General features: G+C 61.9%; 12 protein-coding genes. 4 read left to right on the plus strand and 8 right to left on the minus strand.

The window, feature by feature from the left end; all coding sequences use genetic code 11:
- Nucleotides 1–831: 831 nt before the first annotated feature.
- The 3 genes from C9F12_RS06460 (at nucleotide 832) to C9F12_RS06470 (ending at nucleotide 15,586) form a co-directional block, all read left to right on the plus strand.
- Nucleotides 832–8,919: a tandem-95 repeat protein gene (locus C9F12_RS06460; protein WP_108448353.1), complete on the plus strand. Its 8,088-nt coding sequence runs from the start codon at nucleotides 832–834 to the stop codon at nucleotides 8,917–8,919.
- 939 nt (nucleotides 8,920–9,858) lie between these two features.
- Entirely contained in the window at nucleotides 9,859–12,648 is a 2,790-nt protein-coding gene (locus C9F12_RS06465) for a cadherin-like domain-containing protein (protein WP_108448354.1), read from the plus strand.
- A gap of 598 nt (nucleotides 12,649–13,246) precedes the next feature.
- Nucleotides 13,247–15,586 (plus strand): type I secretion C-terminal target domain-containing protein, encoded by a 2,340-nt coding sequence (locus C9F12_RS06470; protein WP_108448355.1) that lies wholly within the window; start codon nucleotides 13,247–13,249, stop codon nucleotides 15,584–15,586.
- A 67-nt stretch (nucleotides 15,587–15,653) separates the two neighbouring features.
- Here C9F12_RS06470 and C9F12_RS06475 read toward each other — a convergent pair whose 3' ends face one another.
- From C9F12_RS06475 to C9F12_RS06510, 8 genes are all read right to left on the minus strand, one after another.
- Entirely contained in the window at nucleotides 15,654–16,679 is a 1,026-nt protein-coding gene (locus C9F12_RS06475; RefSeq protein WP_045992521.1) for a LacI family DNA-binding transcriptional regulator, read from the minus strand.
- A 38-nt stretch (nucleotides 16,680–16,717) separates the two neighbouring features.
- Nucleotides 16,718–17,245, minus strand: coding sequence for a gamma carbonic anhydrase family protein (locus C9F12_RS06480; RefSeq protein WP_045992522.1), 528 nt, complete (start codon nucleotides 17,243–17,245; stop codon nucleotides 16,718–16,720).
- 11 nt (nucleotides 17,246–17,256) lie between these two features.
- On the minus strand, nucleotides 17,257–18,189 hold the full coding sequence (locus C9F12_RS06485) for a 3-keto-5-aminohexanoate cleavage protein (RefSeq protein ID WP_045992523.1): 933 nt from the start codon (nucleotides 18,187–18,189) through the stop codon (nucleotides 17,257–17,259).
- Nucleotides 18,190–18,263: 74 nt separating this feature from the next.
- Entirely contained in the window at nucleotides 18,264–19,199 is a 936-nt protein-coding gene (locus C9F12_RS06490; RefSeq protein ID WP_045992524.1) for a 3-hydroxyacyl-CoA dehydrogenase, read from the minus strand.
- Nucleotides 19,200–19,215: 16 nt separating this feature from the next.
- Nucleotides 19,216–19,989 carry an SDR family oxidoreductase gene (locus tag C9F12_RS06495; RefSeq protein WP_108448356.1) on the minus strand — a complete coding sequence of 258 codons (774 nt, stop codon included), beginning with the start codon at nucleotides 19,987–19,989 and terminating at the stop codon, nucleotides 19,216–19,218.
- Between the two features lie 20 nt (nucleotides 19,990–20,009).
- A complete protein-coding gene (locus C9F12_RS06500; RefSeq protein ID WP_045992526.1) occupies nucleotides 20,010–21,278 on the minus strand; it encodes a TRAP transporter large permease in 1,269 nt (422 codons plus the stop codon).
- A 2-nt stretch (nucleotides 21,279–21,280) separates the two neighbouring features.
- On the minus strand, nucleotides 21,281–21,793 hold the full coding sequence (locus tag C9F12_RS06505; protein WP_108448357.1) for a TRAP transporter small permease: 513 nt from the start codon (nucleotides 21,791–21,793) through the stop codon (nucleotides 21,281–21,283).
- Between the two features lie 62 nt (nucleotides 21,794–21,855).
- Entirely contained in the window at nucleotides 21,856–22,854 is a 999-nt protein-coding gene (locus C9F12_RS06510; protein WP_108448358.1) for a TRAP transporter substrate-binding protein, read from the minus strand.
- A 692-nt stretch (nucleotides 22,855–23,546) separates the two neighbouring features.
- On the opposite strand from C9F12_RS06510, the gene C9F12_RS06520 reads away from it, so the two are divergent.
- A complete protein-coding gene (locus C9F12_RS06520; protein WP_045992530.1) occupies nucleotides 23,547–24,767 on the plus strand; it encodes a saccharopine dehydrogenase family protein in 1,221 nt (406 codons plus the stop codon).
- Nucleotide 24,768 lies beyond the last annotated feature (1 nt).

The raw sequence follows: 24,768 nt of genomic DNA on the forward strand, positions 1-24,768 counted from the left end.
GTCGAATAGGCCGTGGAGCAAGTGGTGGATCACTCCAGCGAAAGTCCCCTTCGATCACCCGGCCCTTGGCCGGGTGATGTTTTTTGCATAGCGACGAGCCTCCCTTGAGTACGAGACGCCTCGGCTATCTCGCATCGCTACGAGCGCTCCCAGCCCTCTCTCCCGGCCCCCTCCCAGCGACAGGGCCGTGCACTGCATCCTGCAAGCGCAGCAACTATCGGCTGTTCTTCGGGGGGTGATCTCGACCCACAACATCAGCACTTGAATTCGGCCAATCGGGGTTTTTATCAGAAGGTGATAATTTTTTGTTATGGCGTTATAACGACGTGCGTAAAGGCCGGCGTGTACTCGCTTATGGAAAGATGGAAGCGTGGTTTTTGTTTTTTCAGTTGTCGAACTGGCAAGGGAAGAAAATCGTGACGTAAAATCTAGAGTGTTTTGTGTGATTGTTCGCAGTCATCGTTGCCCGAGGCGTGGAATAAGCATGCAAAATTGTGCTTAATCGATTATGTATTCGCTTAAAGGCAGCGATCTTGGTATTTATTCATAAAGTAAAGTTTCGAATTATCAATCATTTAAAAATTTGTGAATTTTTTATCACAAAGCGTGAATTGGTGGCTGAGGCGTTTTCTGACGCGCAATTATCTGTTTTATAAAAAAGAAAATTTTGATGTCGGAAAACAAGGAGGCTTCGAGTGATAATGATGTTCGTCAGTCCAGTGTCGAGAGCGAAAATCAGTGCCTAGGTTTAAGGCAGACGCAGGAATCACACCGTGCTTGTTGCCTTGTTTTCGTTGTTTGCCGCCACCAACCGGCGGCGAGGACACTCCCATGAATACCGACACTGAAAGAGCCAATGCCAGCGCCACTGCGGTGATGAATACCCGCGGCGCGGAGCCCGCTGTCCTTCTCTCTGTCACCGATGGCGGTGGGAGTTATAGCTTCAGGCTGAACCACGACTTTGGATACAACAGAGATCCTGCCAGCAATGAGCCCTATCGCTGGGTGGCTCCTGACCTCCCCGAACTGACGGCGGACGGTGAGCCAGTGGGGTTTCGGATTTCACCCGACGGGCAGCGATTGATGCTGTTCGAGGAGAGTTTGCTGGACGAGGATCCGGGAAGAGCCCTGCTGATCCTGCAAGTGACTGACGACGACGAGTTGGTCACTGTTTCGGTGAATCGGAAACTGGACCATACCGGGCCTGATTTCGACGACATTCTGTCGTTATCGTTTCCTTTCATCGCCACCGACAACGAGGGCAGGGAAGAGAAGGCCTGGGTCGACATCAATGTGGTTGATGTAGCGCCACCCACCTACTCGGGGTACAACGGCATCGATACTCCCAGTTCGGTCGTTCCGGGGAACTTTGTCGTCGATCGCTGGAGGATGGATGCTGGCAAAGAAGGCCTCGACCGCGTCTTTGTCAGCCTGCCCGGTGACGACACCGAATATCCACTGGGGGCGATGATCGACACCGACAAAGGCCTGCTCGCCGTCAACTTGGAATATTGGGTGTTCAAGGCCGACCCCGATGCCGAGGGATCGTTCGAGTTCCAGATCGTTGTCATTGATGGTGACGGCGACCGGGTGAACATCGAGGCCCACTTCGATATCCGAGAATGTGAGAACAGCGAGGTGGCGACCACCCCGGAGACCGATGGCGATCCCACCACCGAACCGGCCCACGCTATCGTCGATGAAGCCGCCTCTTACTACGGCAGTGCCAGCGGCTCAGGCACAGGCGAAACGGTCGTGGCGGCCGGGTCGCTGGGCTATGACCTCGGCAGCGATTGCTCAGAAGAAACTGGCTACGAAATTCAACGGGTGAGCAGCTTCGATTGGGATATCGCCAGTTTGCCGCGTCTGACCGCTGACGGCTATCCGGTGTCATGGTTGATTGACGCTAGTAGCCACAGGGTGCGTGGGGTTGCCTACGATAGTGACGCCCAGGAGGAGTATGCGGTCATCGAGGTGGTGCTTACCGACTTAGCCTCCGGCAGCTATGAGGTACGGTTGCCTGACGTTAGACACTTTGCTGACCGCGACCAGATTGCCGCACTGGATCACTCAGGCGCTGGCAACGATGACAGTATTCACTTCGAGTTGGGCTATGTCGTCGTCGACGTCTCTGGCAACAGCGCTTTCGGCGTGCTCGAGGTCACGGTCAATGATGACGCTCCTCGCGCCAACGACGACAGGGCTTCCACGTCCAAGGACACCCAGGTCATCGTCGACGTGCTGGCTAACGACGTTCTCGGTGCCGACGGTTCGGGTGGGGTTGTCGCGGCCAGCGTTCAAGGGGGAGCCGATGTCGGTAGCGTCACGGTCCGGGGCGATGGCCGCTTGTCCTTCGTGCCTCACCCGGACTTTCTGGGCGATGCCCTGATCGATTACACCAGCAGCGATGGCGATGGTGACACCACCCAAGGAGGTCTGACCGTCAATGTCCGCGACGCTGCCTCGACGACGCGGTCCACTCCGGAAACCGACGACGACCCCGATACCCAACCGGCCAGGGTCGTCGTCGATGAGGAGGGTCTGCCCGGGGGCATTGCTGGCGGTATCGGCGATATCGCCGGCGAGTCAACGGTCGCCACCGGTTTCCTGGGTTATGACGCTGGCGACGATGGGGTTGCTGGTTTCTCCTGGATTCGTAGCTCCTATTTGGTAGATGTGGAGGTGAGAGGGGAAGTGCCGCGCCTGTCACTGGTGAATAATGGACGGACCTTGATTGCCAAGGACGCGCAGTTCGGCTCGGTATTCAGGCTTGAACTTGTCGATATTACGACGGGTGAATATCGCTTCGAGCTGTTCCAGCCGCTGGATCACTCGGATCCAAGCATCGAGGACAATGTCGACTTTGTGATCGACTATGTCGTTACCGATGGTGACGGCGACACGGCTGAAGGCGTACTCGAGATCCGTGTCAATGACGACGCCGGCCGCGCCAACAGCGATAGCGCTGCCACCCTCAGTGCCACCCCGGTCATCGTGGACGTGCTGAGCAACGACGAGATCGGCGCCGAGGGCGTACGCAAGGTCATGCAGGCAAGCGTTCAGGGCGGCGACGCTGTGGGCACCGTGTCGATCAATCCCGATGGCACCCTGACCTTTGTTCCCGCTGTGGGATTCTCCGGCGATGCGCTTATCGACTACGCCCGCTCCGATGGCGACGGTGACTTCCCCGTCGGCACCCTCACCGTGTCTGTTGCGGCCGTCAATCCTGACGGGCTGATCACGCCACTGACCGATGGCGACCCCGACACCCGGTCGCCCAAGGCGGTGGTCGACGAGGATGGCCTGGCAGGCGGTATCGCCGGGGGGGCCGGCGACACGGCTACCCAGAGTCGCGTGACCATCGGATCGCTGGGCTACGACTTCGGCAATGATGGTCCGGGTGGCTTCCGCTGGCACACCGATGGCCTGCCGATACTGACCTCCGGTGGCGATCCGGTGAGCTGGCGGCTAAGCGGCAATGGCCGTTCGCTGCTGGGCGTCGACAGCGGTGGCGGCAGGGTCATCGCGGTACAGCTTGTCGACGTGGTGACCGGCCGCTACAAGGTGACGCTGGACAAGCCGCTGGATCATGTCATTTCTGGCATCGAGGACGACCTCTCTATCGAGGTGGGCTATACCGTCACCGACGGTGGCGGAGACGTTGCCGCCGGCAGGCTTGACATCGTGGTGGACGACGACAGCCTGGTGGCCCGAGACGATAGCGCCACAATCGCCGTCGACACGGCGATCAGGGTAGCGGTGCTGGACAACGACGGGCTGGGCGCCGATGGTCCTGGGGGCATCATCGACGCCAGCGTGCGCGGCGGGCCAGCGGTCGGCAGCGTCACGATCAACCCCGACAACAGCCTGACCTTCGTGCCTCACCCGGAGCTTTTCGGCAGAGAGGTGCTGATCGATTACGTCGTCAGTGACGCCGACGGTGACACCGCCGCCGCCACACTCAGCGTCGTCGTCGAAGGTGGCGACGCCGGCGGCCCCACCACCCCGGACAGCGACGGTGATCCTGAGAACGTGGCGCCCACCGCCATCGTCGATGAGGACCGGCTTTACTTGTTTGCCTATGAATTGATTGGCCTGGAAGGTGGTTCCGGCGATATCGGATACTACCAAGCCTATTTCGACGGTTTTCTGGGCTACGACTTTGGCGAGGCTGGGCCTGGCAGCTTCCGCTGGTCCACCGATGGCTTGCCCGAATTGAGTGCGAATGGTGAGCCTGTGACCTGGTCGCTCAACGCCGCTGGTAACAGCCTGATCGGCAAGGCCCGCGGTCTCAATATTTTCGGCTACTATGACCAGGTAGACGTGATCAGCATAAAGCTCCTGGGCCTGGAGCCGGGCATCTTCAAAGTTGAACTGCTAAAGGGACTGGATCACAGCGACCCCTACCTGGAAGACGACATCACCTTCAGCGTCGGCTACGTCATCACCGATGGCAACGGCGATAGTGCGCAAGGCTCGCTGGACATCCTGGTGGACGACGACAGTCCCCGTGGTGGTGGGTACAGGGGATGGTACTTCACTGGCACCGATACCCCGGTCAGGTTTGATCTGCGGGATGACATCCTTATCGGCGCCGACTTCGAGCGGGTCGCCAACTTTCGCGCCGAGGTCGTCGGCGGCGATAGCGTTGGCCAGGTCAGCCACGAAGAGGGTGATTTTTATGCCACCTTCACGCCGCATCCCGAGTTCCACGGCAAGGCCTTGTTGCAGCTCGGATACACTGACGGTGATGGCGATGAGACCGGCGGACGTGTCGAGGTCAGTGTCGGCGCCTCTGGCAACAATGTACCGATCACGCCGCTGAGCGATGGCGACTCTGCCACCGTCTCGGCCCGGGCCGTGCTCGACGAGGAAGGCCTCGCCGGTGGCATCGCCGGCGGCCCGGGGGACGTGGCCGGAGAGGCCAGGGTCGTCACCGGGTCGCTGGGCAATGACTTCGGCAAGGATGGCCCGTGGCTGTTTCCCTTCCACTGGGTCACCGATGGCCTGCCGGCGCTGAGCTCACAGGGTAGCCCGTTAAGCTGGTTGATCAACGGTACCGGGCATGAGGTGACGGGCGTGGATGCGCTTGGCAACGAGGTGATCAGCGTCCGCATCACCGATCTCGAGCAGGGGCTCTATCGTGTCGAGCTGCACCGGCCGCTTGACCACGACGATGCCAGCCTCGAGGACAATATCGATCTGACCGTTCGCTACATGATCACCGACGGCAACGGCGACACTGCCCAGGGCCAGCTAAGGATCAGCGTGGATGACGATAGTATGCTGCTGGTCGATGACAGCACCACTACTGACAAGGCCAGCCCGATCAGCGTGGACGTGCTGGCCAACGACCAGTACGGCGCTGATGGCCTGGGTGGTCTCGTCTCCGCCAGCGTGCGCGGTGGGGCAGCGGTTGGCAACGTCACCATCAATCCCGACAGCACCCTGACCTTTATCCCCCACCCTGACTTCTCAGGGAGTGCGCTGATCGACTACACCGCGAGCGATGCCGACGGTGATACCCGCAGTGCACAGCTCCGCGTTGTGGTCAAGAGCGATGATGCCGGTATTCCCATCACTCCGGAGACCGACGGCGACCCCCTGTCCAACCCCGCCAAGGCCGTGGTCGACGAGGATGGCCTGGCGGGCGGCATCCACGGCGGTGTCAGGGATGCGCCCACCGAACTCACGGTCGCGACGGGCGTGCTTGGCTATGACTTCGGCAGCGATGGCCAGGGAGACTTTCGCTGGAGCACCGACGGCCTGCCGTCGCTGACCAGCGGCGGTGATCCGGTGACCTGGCGGCTCAACGGTAACGGTCGTTCGCTGGTGGGGTTTGACAGCAATGGCGATAGGGCCATCTCGGTTCAGCTTGTCGATCAGGCGACCGGCAGCTACAAGGTGGCAGTGGCAAGGCCGCTGGACCACGCCAACGCCAGGGTCGAGGACGACCTCAACTTCGTCGTGGGCTACAGCGTCAGCGACGCTGACGGTGACACTGCTGAGGGTGTGCTGCGCGTGACCGTGGATGATGACCGTGGTCGTGCCAACGACGACAGTGCGCGCACCGATCGCGCTACCGCGGTCGATGTGGACGTGCTGGCCAACGACGACCACGGCGCCGATGGCCCGGGACGGGTGATCGCTGCCAGTGTCCAGGGAGGCGCGGATGTCGGCAGCGTCACGCTAACCAGCGCTGGCGTGTTGACCTTTGTGCCACAGGCAAGCTTTAGCGGCACCGCGCTGATTGATTACACCGGCAGCGATGCAGACGGCGACATTACCGCTGGACAGCTCAGCGTCAGTGTCGACCAGGGCACGGATCGTCCTACCACCCCGGAGACCGATGACGATCCAGCCACCGGACCCGCCACGGCGGTTGTCGACGAGGACGGCCTGGCCGGTGGTGTTGCCGGTGGTCCGGGTGATGCGCCAGGCGAGCTGACCGTCGTGACCGGCTCGCTGGGCTATGACTTTGGCTCTGATGGGCGTGGAACCTTCCGCTGGAGCACCGACGGTCTGCCCTCCTTGACGTCACAAGGCCGCCCATTGAGCTGGTCGCTCAATGCCACCGGCCATACCATGACGGCCTCCGATACCGAGGGCAATGACGTCCTGCGCGTCAGAATCATCGATATTCTCAACGCAGAGTATCGCGTGTCACTGCTCCGACCGCTTGATCACGATGATGCCATGAGCGAGGACAGTATCGACATGGCGCTGGGCTACGTGATCACCGATCGTGACGGCGAGGCTGCGCAAGGCGTGCTCAATGTCAGCGTGAATGACGACAGCGTTCGCGCCAATGATGACAGTGTCAGCACCGTGAGCGGTGACCGGGTCAGGGTGGATGTGCTGGCCAATGATGAGTTCGGCGCCGATGGGCCGGGACGTCTTGTCGGCGCCCGCATTCAGGGTGGCGCCGACGGCGTCGGCACCCTCAAGATCCACCCTAACAGTACCTTGACCTTTGAATCCGATTCGTCTTTCTCTGGCGTTGCGCGTGTTCACTATGACGCAATGGACGGCGACGGTGACATCAGTACCGGCACGCTTGTCGTGGACGTCGAAACCGATGACATCCCGACTACCCCGGAAACCGATGACGATCCGAACACTGTCCCTGTCAGGACCTTCGTCGACGAAGACGGGCTGCCAGGCGGTATCCCGGGAGGAGATGGGGATGTTGCCACCGAACGCACCGTCGCCACCGGCTTGGTGGGCTACAACTTCGGAAATAACGGTCAGGGTGGTTTTACCTGGCATAGCGACGATCTGCCGACGCTGACGACCGGCGGAGATCCGGTGACCTGGCAGTTAAGCGGTAACGGGCGTTCGCTGCTGGGCGTAGATAGCAGTGGCGACCGGGTGATCTCGGTGCAATTGACCGATGTTGCCAGCGGTAGCTATCGAGTGGCGCTGTTCCAGCCGTTGGATCACGAGCCGTCCCCCTCGTTGTCTTATGTTGTAGAGGATAACCGCGCCTTAGAGGTTGGCTATACCGTCACCGATCGCGACGGGGACCGTGCCGAGGGTGTCTTCCTGCTCTTTGTCGACGACGACGCCGGCAGCGCCAGCGATGATAGCGCCAGTACCGACAGTGACACCCCGATTACCGTGGATGTGTCCACCAACGATAAATATGGCGCCGATGGGCCGGGGAGCATCGGCGGGTTTGGCCTTCAGGGAGGGGCAGGGGTCGGCAGCATCACGGTCAATGCCGATGACACCGTGACCTTCATACCCAACCCGAGCTTCTCCGGCGTGGCGGAGATCGACTACAGCAGCAGCGACAACGACGGTGACAGCAGCGAGGCGACGCTCTCTATCGATGTGACGGGTGGCGACCCCACCAGACCGACGACCCCGGAAACCGATGGCGACCCCGCCACCATGGTGGCCGAGGCCGTCGTCGATGAGGATGGCCTCGGCGGCAACCCCGGCGGTTTCAATGACGTTCCCGGTGAGCAGACCGTGGTGACCGGTTCGCTGGGCTATGACTTCGGTGAGGGAGGGCGTGGCAGCTTCCGCTGGACGACAGAAGGCATGCCGTCTTTAACGTCGCAAGGACGCCCCCTGGCCTGGTCACTCGGTAGCTCCGGCCACAGCCTCCTGGCCTCCGATAGCGACGGTAATACTGTGATTGGCATCGAGATGACCGATATCGACAGCGGCGACTACCGCGTCGAGCTGTATCGTCCGTTGGACCACAAAGATGACCTTGGGGAGAGTGATATCAATGTCGCGGTCGGCTACGTCATTACCGACGGTGACGGCGATACTGCTGAAGGACAACTCCGGCTGACGGTAGATGACGACACGCCTGTGATCACTGCTGATCTGGAAGGCTTTACCTTTTATAGCGGCATTCCGGTGACCCTCGATTTGGTGAACTTCGGCGGCGATGGCTACGGTTCCCTGAAGGTGAGAGTCTCCAGCGGTGATGGTGGCCAGGTGACGATCAATCCCGATCATACGGTGACGTTCTTGTACGACGGGGGCTTTATCAGTGAAACGAGTCTCTGGGTAGATGCTGCTGATAGCGAATACGATGAGGCTCGCAGTTTCGCTAGAGCCAACGTGGCGCCAGCGCCAGCGGATGCTGACGTCAGTGCCTCTGCCATTGGCGACACGGGTGTGCTTGTGACAGGCGAGGAAGTCGCTGCCCAGGCGGGCCGGCTGGCGTTGTCGGAATTGCTCGACGAGAGCGACGAGGAGGTAGCGGCCTGGCTGCCGCCGGAACAGGACCAGACAGACAGCGTAGGCCCCGCGTCGGCAGGGGGCAGTGGCGGCGGCAGTGGTGGCAGCAGTGACAGCGGCGCAGATAGTGAACAAGCGCTGGCCCTGAACGGCGCCGGTGCCGGCGATACCACCCTGGAGCGCATCGGCCATGAGGTCGCGCTGCTGGTGGAGTAGGCAGTGGAGTAGAGAGTGGAGTAGAGAGTGGAGTAAGCGGTCGAATAGGCCGTGCAGCAAGCGGTGGAGCAAGCGGTGGAATAGGCCGTGGAGCAAGCGGTGGAGCAAATGTTGGAGTAAGCCGTGGAGCAAGCGATGGATCACTTCAGCGAAAGTCCCCTTCAATCACCCGGCCCTTGGCCGGGTGATGTTTTTTGCATAGCGACGAGCCTCCCTCGAGTACGAGACGCCAGACGCTGGACGGCTATCTCTTATCACCACTAGCCCCCTCCCAGCCCCCTCCGAGCGACAGAGCCGTGCACTGCATCCTGCAAGCGCAGCACCTATCGGCTGTTCTTCGGGGGTGATCTCGACCCACAACATCAGCACGTAAATCCAGCCAATCGGGGTTTGAATCAAAAGGTAATAATTCTTTGGCATGACGTTATAGCGGCGTGCGTAAAGGCCGGCGTGTACTCGCTTATGGAAAGATGGAAGCGTGGTTCTTGTTTTTTTAGTTGTCGAACTGACAAGGGAGGGAAATCGTGACGTAAAGTCTAGAGTGTTTTGTGTGATTGTTCGCAGTCATCGTTGCTCGGGGCGTGGAATAAGCATGCAAAATTGTGCTTAATCGATTGTGGAATCGCTTAATGGCAGCGACCTTGGTGTTTATTTATAAAGTAAAGTGTCAAATTATCAATTATTTAGAATTTTGTGAATTTTTTATCACAAAGTGTGGATTGGTGCCTGAGGTGTTTTCTGACGCGCAATTGGCTGTTTTATAAAAAAGAAATTTTTGATGTCGGAAAACAAGGAGACTTTGAGTGATATTGGTGTTCGTCAGTCCAGTGTCGAGAGCGAAAATCAGTGCCTAGGTTTAAGGCAGTCGCAGGAATAAAACCGAGCTTGTTGCCTTGTTTTCGTTGTTTGCCGCCACCAACCGGCGGCGAGGACACTCCCATGAATACCGACACCGAAAGAGCCAATGCCAGCGCCACTGCGCTGATGAATACCAGCGGCGTGGATGCCCCCATCACTCCCGAGACCGACGATGATCCTGCGACCCGTCCGGCCAAGGCCGTGGTCGACGAGGATGGCCTGGCCGGCGGCATCCACGGCGGTGTCAGGGATGCGCTGACCGAACATACCGTCGCCGAGGGCGTTTTGGGCTACGACGTGGGCAACGATGGTCCGGGCAGCTTTCGCTGGCACACTGCCGGCCTGCCAGCGCTGACCAGCGGCGGCGACCCGGTGAGCTGGAGGCTCAATGGCAATGGTCGCTCGCTGGTGGGGGTCGACGGCAATGGCGATCGGGTGATTTCGGTGCAGCTTACGGATGTGGCTAGCGGCAGCTACAAGGTGGCGGTGGCACAGCCGCTGGATCACACCTACGCCGGCATCGAGGACGACCTCAACTTCAGCGTGGGCTATACCATCAGCGACGCTGATGGCGACAGCGCCGACGGTGTATTGCGTGTCACCGTGGATGACGACAGTGGCCGGGCCAACGACGACATCGCCACCACCACCATTGGCACTTCGGTGACGCTGGATGTGCTGGACAATGACGCCTTTGGCGCCGACGGGAGTGGCGGGGTGGTCGCGGCCAGCGTCCAGGGCGGGGCGAGCGTCGGCAGTGTTACCGCCAACCCCGACGGCACCCTGACCTTTGTGCCCCATGTGGACTTCGTGGGTGAGGCGCGGATCGATTACACAGGCACCGACGGCGACGGCGACACCAGTGAGGGGCGGCTTACTGTCACGGTCGAGGGGCAGCGCAACGATGTCCCGACCACCCCCGAGACCGATGGTGACCCCGCCACAGTTCCGGCCAAGGCCGTGGTCGACGAGGATGGTCTGGCCGGCGGCATCCACGGCGGTGTCAGGGATGCGCTCACCGAGCAGACCGTGGAGACCGGCGTCTTGGGTTACGACGCTGGCGATGACGGTCTGGGCGGCTTCACTTGGCACACCGATGGCCTGCCCGCGCTGACCAGCGGCGGCGATCCGGTCAACTGGCGCCTCAGCGGCAATGGTCGCTCCCTGGTGGGGTTTGACGGCAACGGTGAGCGGGTGATTTCGGTGCAGCTTACCGACCTCGCCAGCGGCAGCTACAAGGTGGCGGTGGCACAGCCGCTGGATCACACCTACGCCGGTGTCGAGGACGATCTCAACTTCAGCGTGGGCTATACCATCAGCGACGCTGATGGCGACAGTGCCGACGGTGTATTGCGCGTCACCGTGGATGACGACAGTGGTCGGGCCAACGACGACAGCGCCACCACCGATAACGCCACCCCGGTCACCCTGGACGTGCTGGCCAACGACGACCACGGCGCCGACGGGAGTGGCGGGGTGGTCGCGGCCAGCGTCCAGGGAGGGGCGAGCGTCGGCAGCGTCAGCGTCAATGGCGACGATACCCTGACTTTCGTGCCTGGCGACGGCTTCACCGGTAGCGCCCTGATCGACTACAGCGCCAGCGATGGCGACGGCGACACCAGTGAGGGGCGGCTTACCGTCACCGTCAGGGACCCGCAGGGGAATGGTATCCCCACCACCCCATCCACGCCGCCCTGGGTTCTCCTCGACGAGGACGGTCTGGTTGACGGTATAGGTGGTGGTCCTGGCGATATTCCTGACCCCGCTGGCACTTCTTACAATGGTCAACTGGGCTATGACTTCGGCGATGACGGGCCTGGCAGTTTTACCTGGCTGACCGAGGACCTGCCGACGCTGACGAGTCGGGGATCTTCGATCGATTGGCAGCTCAGCGACGACGGTCTTGTGCTCAGGGGCGCTGCCGATGGGCGTACGGTAATACGGTTTGAACTCACCGATGTCCTCAGCGGGGACTATCAGGTGTGGTTGGAGCAGTCGATGGACCATGACGATGCCTATGTGGAAAGCAACATCGACTTCGATATTGGTTACCGGATCACCGATGGCGACGGTGACAGTGCCGCAAGCAAGATACAGGTACGGGTAAACGATGATAGCCCCTTCGCCGTGGCCAGCATGGAAGCAACCATCGAGAGTGGCTCCACGGTATTTTTCGGCAATGTACTGCGCTTCTCCAGGTCCGGTGCCGACTATGGCCTCGACTTCAGCGTCGAGGTTCAGGGGGGTGACGCGGTCGGCAGCGTCAGCACCACCAGCGCAGGATTTTTCTTCACGGCCCATCCCGACTTTACGGGAATCGCCACCGTCTACCTGAACGTCATCGACGGTGACGGCTCCATCGATGTGGACGATGTTTCCATCACAGTGGAGAGCAATGTCGATACCGGTGACTACGCCAGGGCCAACTCGAGTCTCACCCCGGTTGTCGTCGCTGAGGACGGTCTGGCGGACGGTATCACCGATGGCGGTGATGACGCCCCCGGTGAGTCTAGCATCCAGTCGGGATCGCTGCCCTACGACTTTGGCTCCGTGAGTGTCCTCGAAGCCGAGGCTCAGGACGACGTCCTCGGCAACGCTTTGGACAACGCCCAGACGGACCGGCTGGCGCTGTCGGAATTGCTTGATGACGAGAGCGACGAGGAGGTATCGGTCTGGCTGCCTCCGGAACAGGACCAGACCGACAGCGTAGGCCCCGCGTCGGCAGGGGGCAGTGGTGGAGGCAGTGGTGGCGGCAGTGGCAGTGGCGCAGACAGCGAACAAGCGCTGGTCCTGAACGGTGCCGGTGTGCCGGGCGCAGGCGACACCACGCTGGAGCGCATCGGCCAGGAGGCCGCGCTGCTGGTGGAGTAGGCAGTGGAGTAGAGAGTGGAGTCAGCGGTGGATCACTCCAGCGAAGATCCCCTTCGATCACCCGGCCTTTGGTCGGGTGATATCTTGTCGGCTATCGCAATTTTTTTTGCGTCTTTTTTAAGTCGATAAACCGGCTGAAATTCTGCCTCGACTTATCGATGATTGATGGATGTTTTTTCTGTCGTGTGATCAATGTTGATCGATCAATATTCCAAAAGGTAGCGGTGACCGACAAGGTGGACTGTTGGCTTTTATAAGCCAGGGCAGCGCCGGCGTTGATCCGACCTACGGAACTGTGTTGTTTCGAGTTTTTCGATGCCGGAATCTCATGTTTTCAAATCGGTGGAAAACAAAAAAGTGTTGTTTTTCAGTTGGCAACGAATTTCGTGAATTTTCTTTCGTGTGGCTTTTGGTGTGAAGTGGTTTTTTGCTGATTCGCAAGTGTCGGTTTTTTATGAAAGTCGCGTTTGGCGCCAGATGTCGAGGAGTAATGGGGCGAAAAGTGGTGGCCTCCAGTCCAGTGTCGAGGTCGGTATCGACCGCCTAGCTTCAAGGAGTCATACGCGAATTTCGACCCACCCAAGGACAGGAGACTGTCATGAACACCGATTCCGAAACAGACAATGCGAGCACCTACACCTCGATCGACAGTCCACACGACCATACCCCGACCGCCGGTCTGATCAGGTCGGTGGTTGACGAAGAGGGCCTACCCGACGGCATTCGAGGTGGCGTAGGGGACGCCTTGACTTCCCAGAGCTTTACCGCCGCTCGTTTGAACTATGACGTCGGTAACGACGGCGTGCGTTCCTTCACCTGGCACACCGCCGGGCTGCCGGCACTGACCTCCGGCGGCGTCCCGATCAATTGGCAGCTCAGTGGTAACGGTCGTTCGCTGGAAGGATTCGACGACAACGGTGACCGCGTTATCTGGATACTGCATGGCCCTGCAACGGGCCCCTATTACAAGTTGTTTGTCGAGGGTCCGCTGGACCACCGCAGCAGCAGGTTTGAAGACGATATCAAGTTCACAGTGGGCTACACCGTCACCGATGGGGACGGCGACAGCGCTGACGGAGCTGTGCAGATCATCATCGATGACGACAGCGGAATCGCCCATGACGACAGTGCCACCACCGCCAGCGGCACGCCGGTGCGTGTGGATGTGCTGGCCAACGATGAACATGGTGCCGATGGCCCGGGCGGTGTCATCAGGGCCAGCGTTCAGGGTGGTGCTGGCGTCGGCAGCGTCACCATCAACCCCGACAGCACCCTGACCTTCGTCCCGCACCAGGGCTTCGCCGGTGACGCAGTGATCGACTACACCGGCACCGATGGCGACGGTGATATCACCTCGGCGTCACTGACGGTCGATGTGATGGCGGGCCGGGAAGATGGCGAACTCTATGTCGGTGACAATGGGGACAATCATGGGTCGACCGGCCCGGGTGATGACGTCCTGATCGGCGACCCGGGCGGCAAGCAGGGATTGATTGCGTCAGGTGTCGACTACAATATCTCGATCCTGATCGACGAGTCCGGCAGCATGCGCCAGCCGTCCGGCACCGATGGTCTGACTCGGCTCCAGCTATTGCAGCAGAACGTCAATCTGTTGCTCACACGTCTGGCGGGTCACGACGGAAATGTGGACGTACAAGTGGTGCGTTTTGACGACAAGGCGCATTCACCCAGAGCGGTCGATGGTCTGAACGAACATAACGTGGCTGGCCTTATCGCTTACGTCAACGGTGCGGCCGCCCAGGGCTCCACCAACTATCAGGCAGCCCTCTCCGCCGCCAGAAAATACCATGTCGCAAAGGAAGATGAAGGTGACAGGTCGCTGACCATGTTCCTGACCGATGGTCTCCCAACCTCCTACCGGGAGGGTGGACACATCGTGGAGAGCGATGTGGCGGGGGCCTTTACCCCTGTCCACAAGGCGTATCAACAGTTCCTTCAACTCGGTCGGCTGTCCGAGGTGCATACCTTCGGTATCGGTGAAGAGGTAGCGGGGGAGCCGGATCCTGCGGGTCTGCTGCGCAAGGACTATCTGGACATCTTCGACAATACCGAGACCCAGGGGACTCGCACCATCACCCTGCAGGACGGCACCGAGTGGACGTCACCCGCCGGTGAGTCGGTCATCGTCAACACCCAGGAGGTACTGAACGCCGCGCTGGCGCAGGGTGGCCCCGACGCACCGCTCGAGGTACTCGGTGACGATGTGCTTGCCGGCGGGGTGAAGGCCGATATTCTGTTTGGCGACACCGTCAACTCCGACCACCTTCGCTGGAGAGACGGCGATACCCACGAGAGCTTTGCCGCCGGCAGCCACGACGGCCTCGGCTACGAAGGGCTGACCGAGTACCTCAAGTGGTCGGTTCACCATGGCAATGGCGCCGAGGCGAGCGACGCAGAGATCATTGCCTATATCCAGGACCACTACCGGGAGCTGATGGATACAGACCGTGTCGATGGCGGCAACGACACCCTGCTTGGGCAAGGGGGGGGCGATGTGCTGATCGGCGGTGGTGGTGACGACGTGCTGATCGGCGGTCGCGGTGGCGACGTGATGTGGGGCGGCTTTGGCGCCGACACCTTTGGCTACGAGGCGGGGGATGCGGGCAGTGTGCGCAGGCCTGCAGAAGACGAGATCAAGGACTTCACCCTGGGCAACACCGCCCGCAATCCCGAGGCAGACCGGCTCGATCTTTCCGATCTGCTCGATGACGCCCGTGACCACCAGGTGTCGGACTTCCTGCACGCCCGTCAGGAGGGTGACGATACCGTCATCGCGGTCAAGTCCGATGGTGGTATCGGCGCACACGGCGCCGGCGCCGATCAGTTTATCGTCCTGGCCGGCGTGCGCATGGGCGGAGCATCCAGCGACGCCTTCCTCGATCGATTGATCGACCATGGACAGCTCGAGGTGGAATAGGCGCTGGCCCATCCGCCGGCGCATGCTCACGCATGCGTCGGCGGATGGCGATAGGCTCGTCGCTTCACTAGGTGTCGTTGACGTCGCCTGAAGGGCGCCTGACGCTGCCGCGCAGCATCGGCGTGACCGGCAGGGTGATCTGCTGTGGTGGGGTGTCCGGCTGGTCGATCTGGGCCAGCAGCAACTCGGTGGCTCGCATGATCATGGTCTGTACCGGCTGCTGCAGGGTCGTCAGCGAGTGGCTCGGCCAGGCGGCCATGGGCACGTCGTCGAAACCGATGACCGAGACGTCCTCGGGCACCTTGAGGCAGAACTCGCTCTGGATGACTTCCATGGCGGCGATGGCCATCAGGTCGTTGGCGGCAAACAGGGCGTCGGGTGGGGTGGTGCTGGCGAACAGCAGACGGGTGGCCTGGCAGGCGCTGGTGTATTGGTAGTGGCCGATGCCGCTGTCGTGAAGGGCTGCCCCCATGGAGGCCAGGCCCTCGACAAAGCCAGCGCGACGCTGGATGTCGGTGGAGGAATCGACCAGGCCAGACAGGTAGGCGATGCGGCGATGGCCCAGCGAGACCAGGTGGCGGCCCGCCCAGTAGCCGCCCTGGAAGTTGTCACAGGCGACCTGGCTGATGCCCGCGTAGTCGACCGTACGGTTGATGATTACCACCGGAATGCCGTAGTCGCAGACCAGAGCCGCCTGGTCGTCATTGAGGGTAATCGCCAGCATCAGGATGCCTTCGACCTGGCTTCTCAGGATGTCGTCGAGCACGTCATCGAAGCCGTCGCTGCTGGACGCCGAGAACAGCAGCAGGTGGTAACCCTGCTGCTTGAAGAAGCGGGACGCCTTTTCCAGCATATAGCTGTAGAAGGGATTCTCGAGGCTGTAGACGACCACCGCGATGGTGCGACTCGATCGCGTGATCAGAGAGCGGGCGATGGTGTTGGGCCGATAGCCCAGTTGCCGCGCCGCTTCCATGACCTTCTTGCGGGTCTTGTCCGACACCTTGGCATCCGGCGAAAAGGTCCGGCTGACGGCAGACTGCGAGACCCCGGCAAGACGGGCGACATCGTGTGAGGTGACGGATTTCTTTTTCATCGAGTCATGTCGTGTCGGGTGGCAGAAATGGCCGGCGATCACGCCGGCTCGACAGGCTCCAGAGACGCATAGGCGGCGATCTTGTCGGTGTAGACGCGGGCATTGTCGCGCACCGACTGTATCTCGTCCTCGGTCAGTTCTCTGACCACCTTGGCTGGACTGCCGATGATCAACGAGCCAGGGGGAAAGCGCTTGCCCGAGGTGACGAGCGCGCCGGCGCCGATGATACATCGATCACCGATGTCGGCACCGTTGAGTACCGTGGCATTCATTCCCACCAGCACGTCATCGCCGATGCGGCAGCCGTGCAGTATGGCCAGGTGACCCACCGTGACCTGGCGTCCCATGGTAACCGGATAGCCGGGGTCCGAGTGAACCACACAGCCGTCCTGCAGGTTGCTGTCGTCTCCCACCACGATAGGCGCATTGTCGCCACGAAGCACGGCCCCGGGCCACACGCTGACGCGCTCACCCAGGCGTACGTCGCCGATCAGCGTGGCCTCGTCGAACACCAGTGCGCTGGCGGCGATATCGGGGGCCTCGCCCCCGAGTCGATACAGGGTCATCGTCCGTCTCCCTAGAAGCCGACCTGGTCGGCGCCCTTGAGTCCCAGCATCTGACGCGCTTCGTCCGGGGTCGCCACCTCAAACGACAGACCCTCGAGGATCTCGCGCACCTTGGCGACCTGGCTTGCGTTGGTCTCGGCCAGCTTGCCCGGGCCCAGCCACAGCGAATCCTCGAGCCCGACCCTCACGTGTCCCCCCATGGCGGCGGCCTGGGCGGCGATGCGCATCTGGCTGCTGCCGGCGCCCAGCACCGACCACTCGTAGGCGTCGCCGAACAGCCGGTCCGCGGTGCGCCGCATGTGGATCACGTCCTCCGGGTGAGGACCGATGCCACCGAGGATGCCGAACACGCTCTGGACGAACACGCGGCCGCCGATGACGCCGCGGTCGAGCAGGTTGCGCAGGGAATAGAGGTGTCCGATGTCGTAGCACTCGCACTCGAAACGGGTACCGTTCTCGGCGCCCAGGGTCATCGCCTTCTCGATGTCGGCGAAGGTGTTCTTGAACACCAGGTCGCGACTGTTCTCCAGGTGCTCACGCTCCCACTGGTGCTCAAGCGACGCGTAGCGGTCGAGCATCGGGAACAGCCCGAAGTTGATCGAGCCCATGTTCATGGAGGCAAGCTCGGGCTTGAACTCCATGGCCGGGCGCATGCGCTCCTCCACCGTCATGTGCGGACTGCCACCGGTGGTGAGGTTGATGACCGCGTCGCAGGCGTCCTTGATGCGGGGCAGGAAGCGCTCGAACATGGCCGGGTCCTGGGTCGGCTTGCCGTTGTCGGGATCACGCGCATGCAGGTGCAGAATCGAGGCGCCGGCCTCGGCGGCGGCGATGCCTGCCTCGGCGATCTCTTCCGGGGTGACCGGCAGGTGCGGCGACATGGACGGGGTGTGGATCGCGCCGGTGACCGCGCAGGTGATGATGACCTTGCGTTGCTTTGCCATGGGTCGGGTCCTTGAATGATGGATAGGCGGGTAAGGTGGGACAGTGGCTGGTCTGGGTCCGTCGTTGGCCCGGGTCAATCGTTTGTCAGCGTCTGCTGGTGGGCGATCAGCGCCATCAGGCGTCGGTCGCGCCAGGCCTGTCGCTCGCCCAGGCGCTGGGCCGGCAGTTGTTGACGGCGCTGCTGGTCGAGTGCCGCCAGGGTCGTGGTTTTCCAGGGATCGTCGTCACCGCGCTCGCGGTCGACGTCGCGATACAGCGGCCCATAGCGGTTGCCATAGTCGACCACGCCATCGGGCGCATTGAGGTCGATGGTCTCGAAGGGCCCCATGAACGACCAGCGCAGGCCCAGCCCGTGCTTGACCGTCTTGTCCAGATCCTCGGCGGAGCACACCCCGTCTGCGAACAGTCTCAGCGCCTCGTTGAGCAAGGCGCCTTGCAGGCGATTGAGCACGAAGCCAGGGACTTCCTTGTTGACCAGGATCGGTGTCTGCCGGGCCTGTTCCATCAGCGCCATGGTGGACGCCACCGCGGCTTGCCCGGTGGCCGGCGCCGGCACCACTTCTACCAGCGGGATCAGGTAGGGCGGATTGACCGGATGGGCCACCAGGCAACGGTCAGGATGATGGAGGTGATCGGTGAAGCGCGAAGCGGCGATACCGGAAGTCGAGCTGGCCAGCACGGTGTCCTTGGCCACCACGGCTTCAAGGTCACTGTAGATGCGCCGCTTGGTCTCGACATCTTCCGGCCCGCACTCCTGCACGTAGCCGACCCCGGCCATGGCCGATGCCAGGTCGCTGTCGTAGCGGATACGCGACATCGCCCGCTCCGGGTCCTCGATCAGCCCTGCCTGGTGGAGGTCGTCGAGGGAGGTGGCGATGGCGTCGCGGGCCCGCTCGAGCGCCTCGTCTGCGGCGTCATGCAGGCGCACGTCGATGCCGGCTCGGGCGAACACGATGGCCCAGGCGCGGCCGATCAGGCCGGCGCCGAGAATACCTACGGGTCTGGTCATAAGGAGGCTTCCGTGGTCACAGGGATTCGACGTTGGCGCAGACGCTGAGTGCCTGGCCGCTGATGTTGGTGCCCCCCGGCGCCGCCAGGAACAGCGCCATGGCGGCGATATCGGTGGGCTCGACCATGCGCCGCATGGAGATCTTCGACAGGTTCTCCGTTTCCATCTCGGCGTAGCTGATGCCGCGCTTGGCGGCGCGGTCCTCGATCACCTTCTCGATGCGAGGCCCGCGCACGATGCCCGGGAGGATGGCATTGACCCGCACGCCGTCCGGGCCGAGCTCGCAGGCCAGGCTCTTGGTCAGGCCGACCACCGCCCACTTGCTCGCGGCGTAGGGCGTGCGGTAGGCGAAGCCAAGCCGTCCGGCTACCGAGGCCAGGTTGACCAGCAGTCCCTGGCTTTCGCGCAGCAGCGGCGCGGCGCGGTGGGCGACGCGGTACTGGCCGTTCAGGTTGATGTCGATGGTCTGGGTCCAGCTTGCGTGATCGATCTCGTCGATGCCCGCGGTGGGGCCGGCGATCCCGGCGTTGTTGACCACCACATCGAGACCGCCGAGTGCGCGGGCGTCATCGAACAGGCGGGCGACCTCGTCCTCGCGGCTGACGTCGCAACGGGTATGGGTGATGCCGTCTGGCAGGGCGGCCAGGGCCTCGCTGTCGATGTCGCAGACGTGGACCCTGGCGCCGGCCTGGACGAAGGCCTCGGCGATGGCCAGGCCGATGCCGGAGGCGCCGGCGGTGACCAGCACGCGCAGTCCCTGGCGCGGGGTGAGGCTTTCAACGACGTTCATGGTGTTCTCCTTGTGTGGGGTCACAGCGACGGCAGCCAGGTGGACAACACCGGCAGCAGGCTGATGATCAGAAGGTTGGCGAGCACGATCGCGACAAAGGGCATGACCGCCCAGGTCAGACGAGCGATGCCGATGTTGGTGATCTGGGAGGCGACGAAGAGGTTGAGCCCGACCGGCGGGGTGAACATGCCCATGGCCAGGTTGACCACCATGATGATGCCGAAGTGGATCGGGTCGAAGCCGTAGCTCACCGCGATCGGCAGCAGGATCGGCACGAAGATCAGGATGGCGGCGGCGGCTTCGATGAACATGCCGGCGAGAAGCAGCAACAGGTTCGCCAGCAGGATGAACAGAAGCGGGCTGTCGATGGCCGAGATCACGAAGTCCGAGATCATGTCGGGGACCCGCAGGCTTTGCAGGATGCGCCCATAGAGCCCGGCGGCGCCGATGATGCTGAGCACCACCGCGGTGGTCACGGCGGATTGCTTGAGGATGCCGACCAGGCTTGCGAACTTGATCTCGCGGTAGATCAGCGTGCCGATGACGAAGGAGTAGGCGACCGCGATGACGGCGGCTTCGGTGGGCGTAAAGACACCCCCATAGATGCCACCGAGGATGATCACCGGCATCAGGATGGCCAGAATCGCCTTTTTACCGGCGCGAAAGACGTCGCCGAGCGAGCTTTTTTCTCCGCCGCCAAGCCCATTGGCACGGGCAAAGAAGTAGGCAAACACCAGCAGGGTCAGGGTCACCAGGATGCCCGGCAGAATACCGGCGATGAACATGTCGCCCACCGAAACGTTGGCGGCGATGCCGTAGAGAATCAGCGGGATGCTGGGCGGGATGATCACGCCGAGGGCGCCGGAGGCGGCCTGGTTGGCGGCGGCGTAGCCACCGGGATAGCCCTTGGACAGCATGGCGGGAATCAGGATGGCGCCGATCGCGGCGGTGGTGGCGGCGCCGGAGCCGGAGATCGCCGCGAAGAACAGCGACGTGACGATGGCCACCATGGCCAGGCCGCCGGTCATGCTGCCCACCAGGGTGTTGGAAAAGTCGACCAGGCGCTTGGAGATGCCGCCACCCTGCATCAGGTAGCCCGCCAGGATGAAGAACGGGATCGCCATCAACGGAAAGGAATTGACCGAGGCCAGCATCTGCTGGGCGACGATCAGCATCGGCATCAGGTCTCCGTGCCAGACGGTGATGGCCGAGGCCAAGCCCAGCGAGAAGGCGATGGGGACGCCAAGAATGAACAGTGAAATCAGCAGGACGAACAGTAACAGTGCCATGGTCAGTTCACCTCCTGATGGTGGTGGACCGGTTGGCCCAGGGCTTCGTCGATCAGCAGGCCGAGGCTATTGACCATGATCACGATGCCGCCTGCCGGGATGGCGAGGTAAGGCCACATCATCGAAATTCGGGTGCTGGGGGCGGTCTGGCTGGAGACCCGGCCGACCAGCTCGAAGCCGTACTTGATCATGACGAAGGCGAACACCGCCGAGCACAGCACAACCAGGATGCGCATCAGGCTGCCCACGCGTTCGCCGCAATACTCCAGCACGATGTCGACCGAAATCAGGGTGCCCTTGCGGTAGGCGTAGCCGGCACCGATAAAGGTCAGCCAGAGCATCGAAAAGCGCGCGATCTCGTCGGAGAAGAACAAGGGACTGCCGACCACGAATCGGGCGAAGACTTGCCAGAAGATCAGTACGGTCATGACCAGCAGCAGCAGCGCCAGGCCCCAGCCGATCAAGCGGTTGAAGTGCCCGATCCCGGCGTTGACGAATTGCAGGAAGGATTGCATGGGATGCCTCGCAGGAAGAGACGGCGCCCGCCTTGCCATGGGCTCGGCGGGCGCCTTGTTGCTTAGTGGTCGAAGTTGATCGCGGCGTCGACCAGGTCCTCGCCCACGGTCGGTGCCCACTTGTCGATCACCGGACGGACGGCCTCACGGAAGGGGCCCAGGTCCGGCTCGGTCACGGTCATGCCGAGTTCCGCCAGTTCGCCTTTGTAGCGCTGCTCCAGCTCCTGGCTGGCCTCACGCTGCACCGGCAGTGCGATCTGCGCGGCTTCGAGGATGATCTGCTGATCTTCTTTGCTGAACGAGTTGAACAGGTTCAGGCTCATCATCAGCGGCGCCGGCGAATAGACGTGCTGGGTGATGTTCAGGTAGTCCTGGACCTCGTAGAAGTTGACGTCGTAGATGGTGGCCAGCGGGTTTTCCTGGCTGTCCATGACCCCCTGCTGCAGCGCGGTGTAGACCTCGGTCCAGGCCATCGGCGTGGCGTTGGCGCCCAGCGCTTCCCAGGTGTCCACCTGAACGCGGCTTTCCTGGGTGCGGTGATTGATGCCGTCGAGATCGCTCGGGTGCTCGAGCGGGCGTACCGAGTTGGTGTTGTGGCGGAAGCCGTTTTCCATCCAGGCCAGGAACTTGACGTTCATCTGCTCTTCGGCGAGTTGAGCGAGCTGTTCGCCGTGTTCGCTGTCGAGGAAGCCGTAGGCGTGCTCGTGGTCCTCGAAGATGTAGGGCAGGTCGAACAGCAGGAACTCGTCGACAAAACCGCCCATGGGGCCGGTGGAGGCGATGCCGGCGTCGATGATGCCAAGCCCCATGCCCTCGATGACCTCACGCTCGGCGCCCAGGGCGTTGTCGTAGTGAGGTTCGATGGTCAGACGGCCATCCGACAGGCGCTCAAGTTCCTCACCGAACTTGAGGATACCGATGCCCTGCTGTGACTCGGGTCCCAGCGGCAGGCTGACGTCGATGGTGCGTTCCTGCTGGGCAAGGGCGGTCGCGGACAGGCCAAGACCGACAGCGGCGGTCAGGGCGGTCAGGCTGAAGGGGAGGGGGTGAAAGTGGCGCATGGAGCTCTCCTGTTGTCGTTGTGAGCCCCTGGCCGGCAGCGAGGGGCAATCGGCGGCGCTCGAGGTGGTGGCGCTGCGGAGTGCACACTTGTAAATCCAAACGACATACGTATTCAACAATAGAAAATTCCATGATCCATGTATGTGAAGTAAGTTGCTGAATATTAATTAAATATACTTTAGTTTAATTTAGTGACTACGTAGTCTTTTTTTTTGTGGATTGATGGGTGGCGTGCGCGCTTTGTAGCGTCGGGTGGAGGCTGGGGCAAGTGACGTCAGGAGGCCTGAAGTGGAGTGGGCTGGCGCGAGCTGGAGTGAGCTGGAATGAGCTGGCGTGAGGTGGAGTGAGCTGGAGTGGGCTGGCGTGAGGTGGAGTGAGCTGGCGCGAGGTGAGGGCGGCTCGTACATGGGCTCGCACCAGGCGCTCGACAGCGTCACATCAAGCTGTCATCTGGTGGTGATTGACTACACTGTCGCCAGGTCGGTGGCACGCCTTGACATCCACCTCGGCGACGCACAGCTAAGGGGCGAAAAGCCGTGGCGTGAAACGGCAAATCTGGTTAGCATGCGCCGTCCGGTAGTAGGGTAGGGGGCTCGTCGGGTGGACGAGCCTCGTGGGTCGCGATTCGGCTCACCTCGACCGGGCCTATCCATCTTGACGGGTCGTTGTACTCAGGCGGGAGCGTATTGTTATGTCAAAAGTGATCATCATCGGTGCCGGCGGTGTGGGCAGTGTCGTCGCTCACAAGTGTGCGCAGCTTGAATCGGTGTTTACCGATATCCTGTTGGCCAGTCGCACCGAATCCAAGTGCAAGGCCATCGCCGAGCAGTTGCCGCGCCCGATTCGCACAGCCCAGGTCGACGCCGACAACGTCGCCGAGCTGACTGCCCTGCTCGAAGCCGAGAAGCCGGAGCTGGTCATCAACGTGGCGCTGCCCTACCAGGACCTGAGCATCATGGATGCCTGCCTGGCCGCCGGCGTGCACTACCTCGACACCGCCAACTACGAGCCGCTGGATACCGCCAAGTTCGAGTACAAGTGGCAGTGGGCCTACCAGGATCGCTTCAAGCAGGCCGGCCTGACCGCGCTGCTCGGCAGCGGCTTCGATCCGGGCGCCACCAACATGTTCACCGCCTATCTCGCCAAGCACTACTTCGACGAGATCGAGGAGCTGGACATCATCGACGTCAACGGCGGCGATCATGGCTACCCCTTCGCCACCAACTTCAACCCGGAGATCAACATCCGGGAGGTCAGCGCGGACTGCCGCCACTATGAAGATGGCGAGTTCGTCACCACGCCGCCGATGTCCAAGATGGCCCGTTTCAGCTGCCCCGAAGAGGTCGGTGACTACAACATCTACCGCCTCTACCACGAGGAGCTGGAGTCGCTGTCCAAGCACTTCCCGAGCCTCAAGCGCGCCCAGTTCTGGATGAGCTTCGGCGACAGCTACCTCAAGCACCTGGAGGTGTTGAAGAATGTCGGTATGACCGGCATCGAGCCGGTGGAGTACAACGGCCAGCAGATCGTGCCGATCCAGTTCCTGGCCAGCCTGCTGCCCGACCCCTCCACCCTGGGCCCGCGCACCAAGGGCAAGACCTGCATCGGCACCGTGGTGCGCGGCAAGAAGGATGGCCAGGAAAAGGTCATGTACCTGTACAACATCTGCGACCATCAGGACTGCTACGCCGAGGTGAAGTCCCAGGCGATCTCCTATACCACCGGCGTGCCGGCGATGATCGGCGCCAAGATGATCCTCGAGGGTCACTGGAAGCGTCCGGGCGTGTGGAACATGGAGCAGTGCGATCCCGATCCGTTCATGGCCGACATGAACGAGTACGGTCTGCCGTGGAAGGTCATCGAGCTGGATCCGTCGTTCCGTCTGGACGTGCAGAAGGGCGAGGACCTCTAAG

This window comes from Halomonas sp. BN3-1 (assembly GCF_003056325.1).
Classification (GTDB): Bacteria; Pseudomonadota; Gammaproteobacteria; order Pseudomonadales; family Halomonadaceae; genus Halomonas; species Halomonas litopenaei.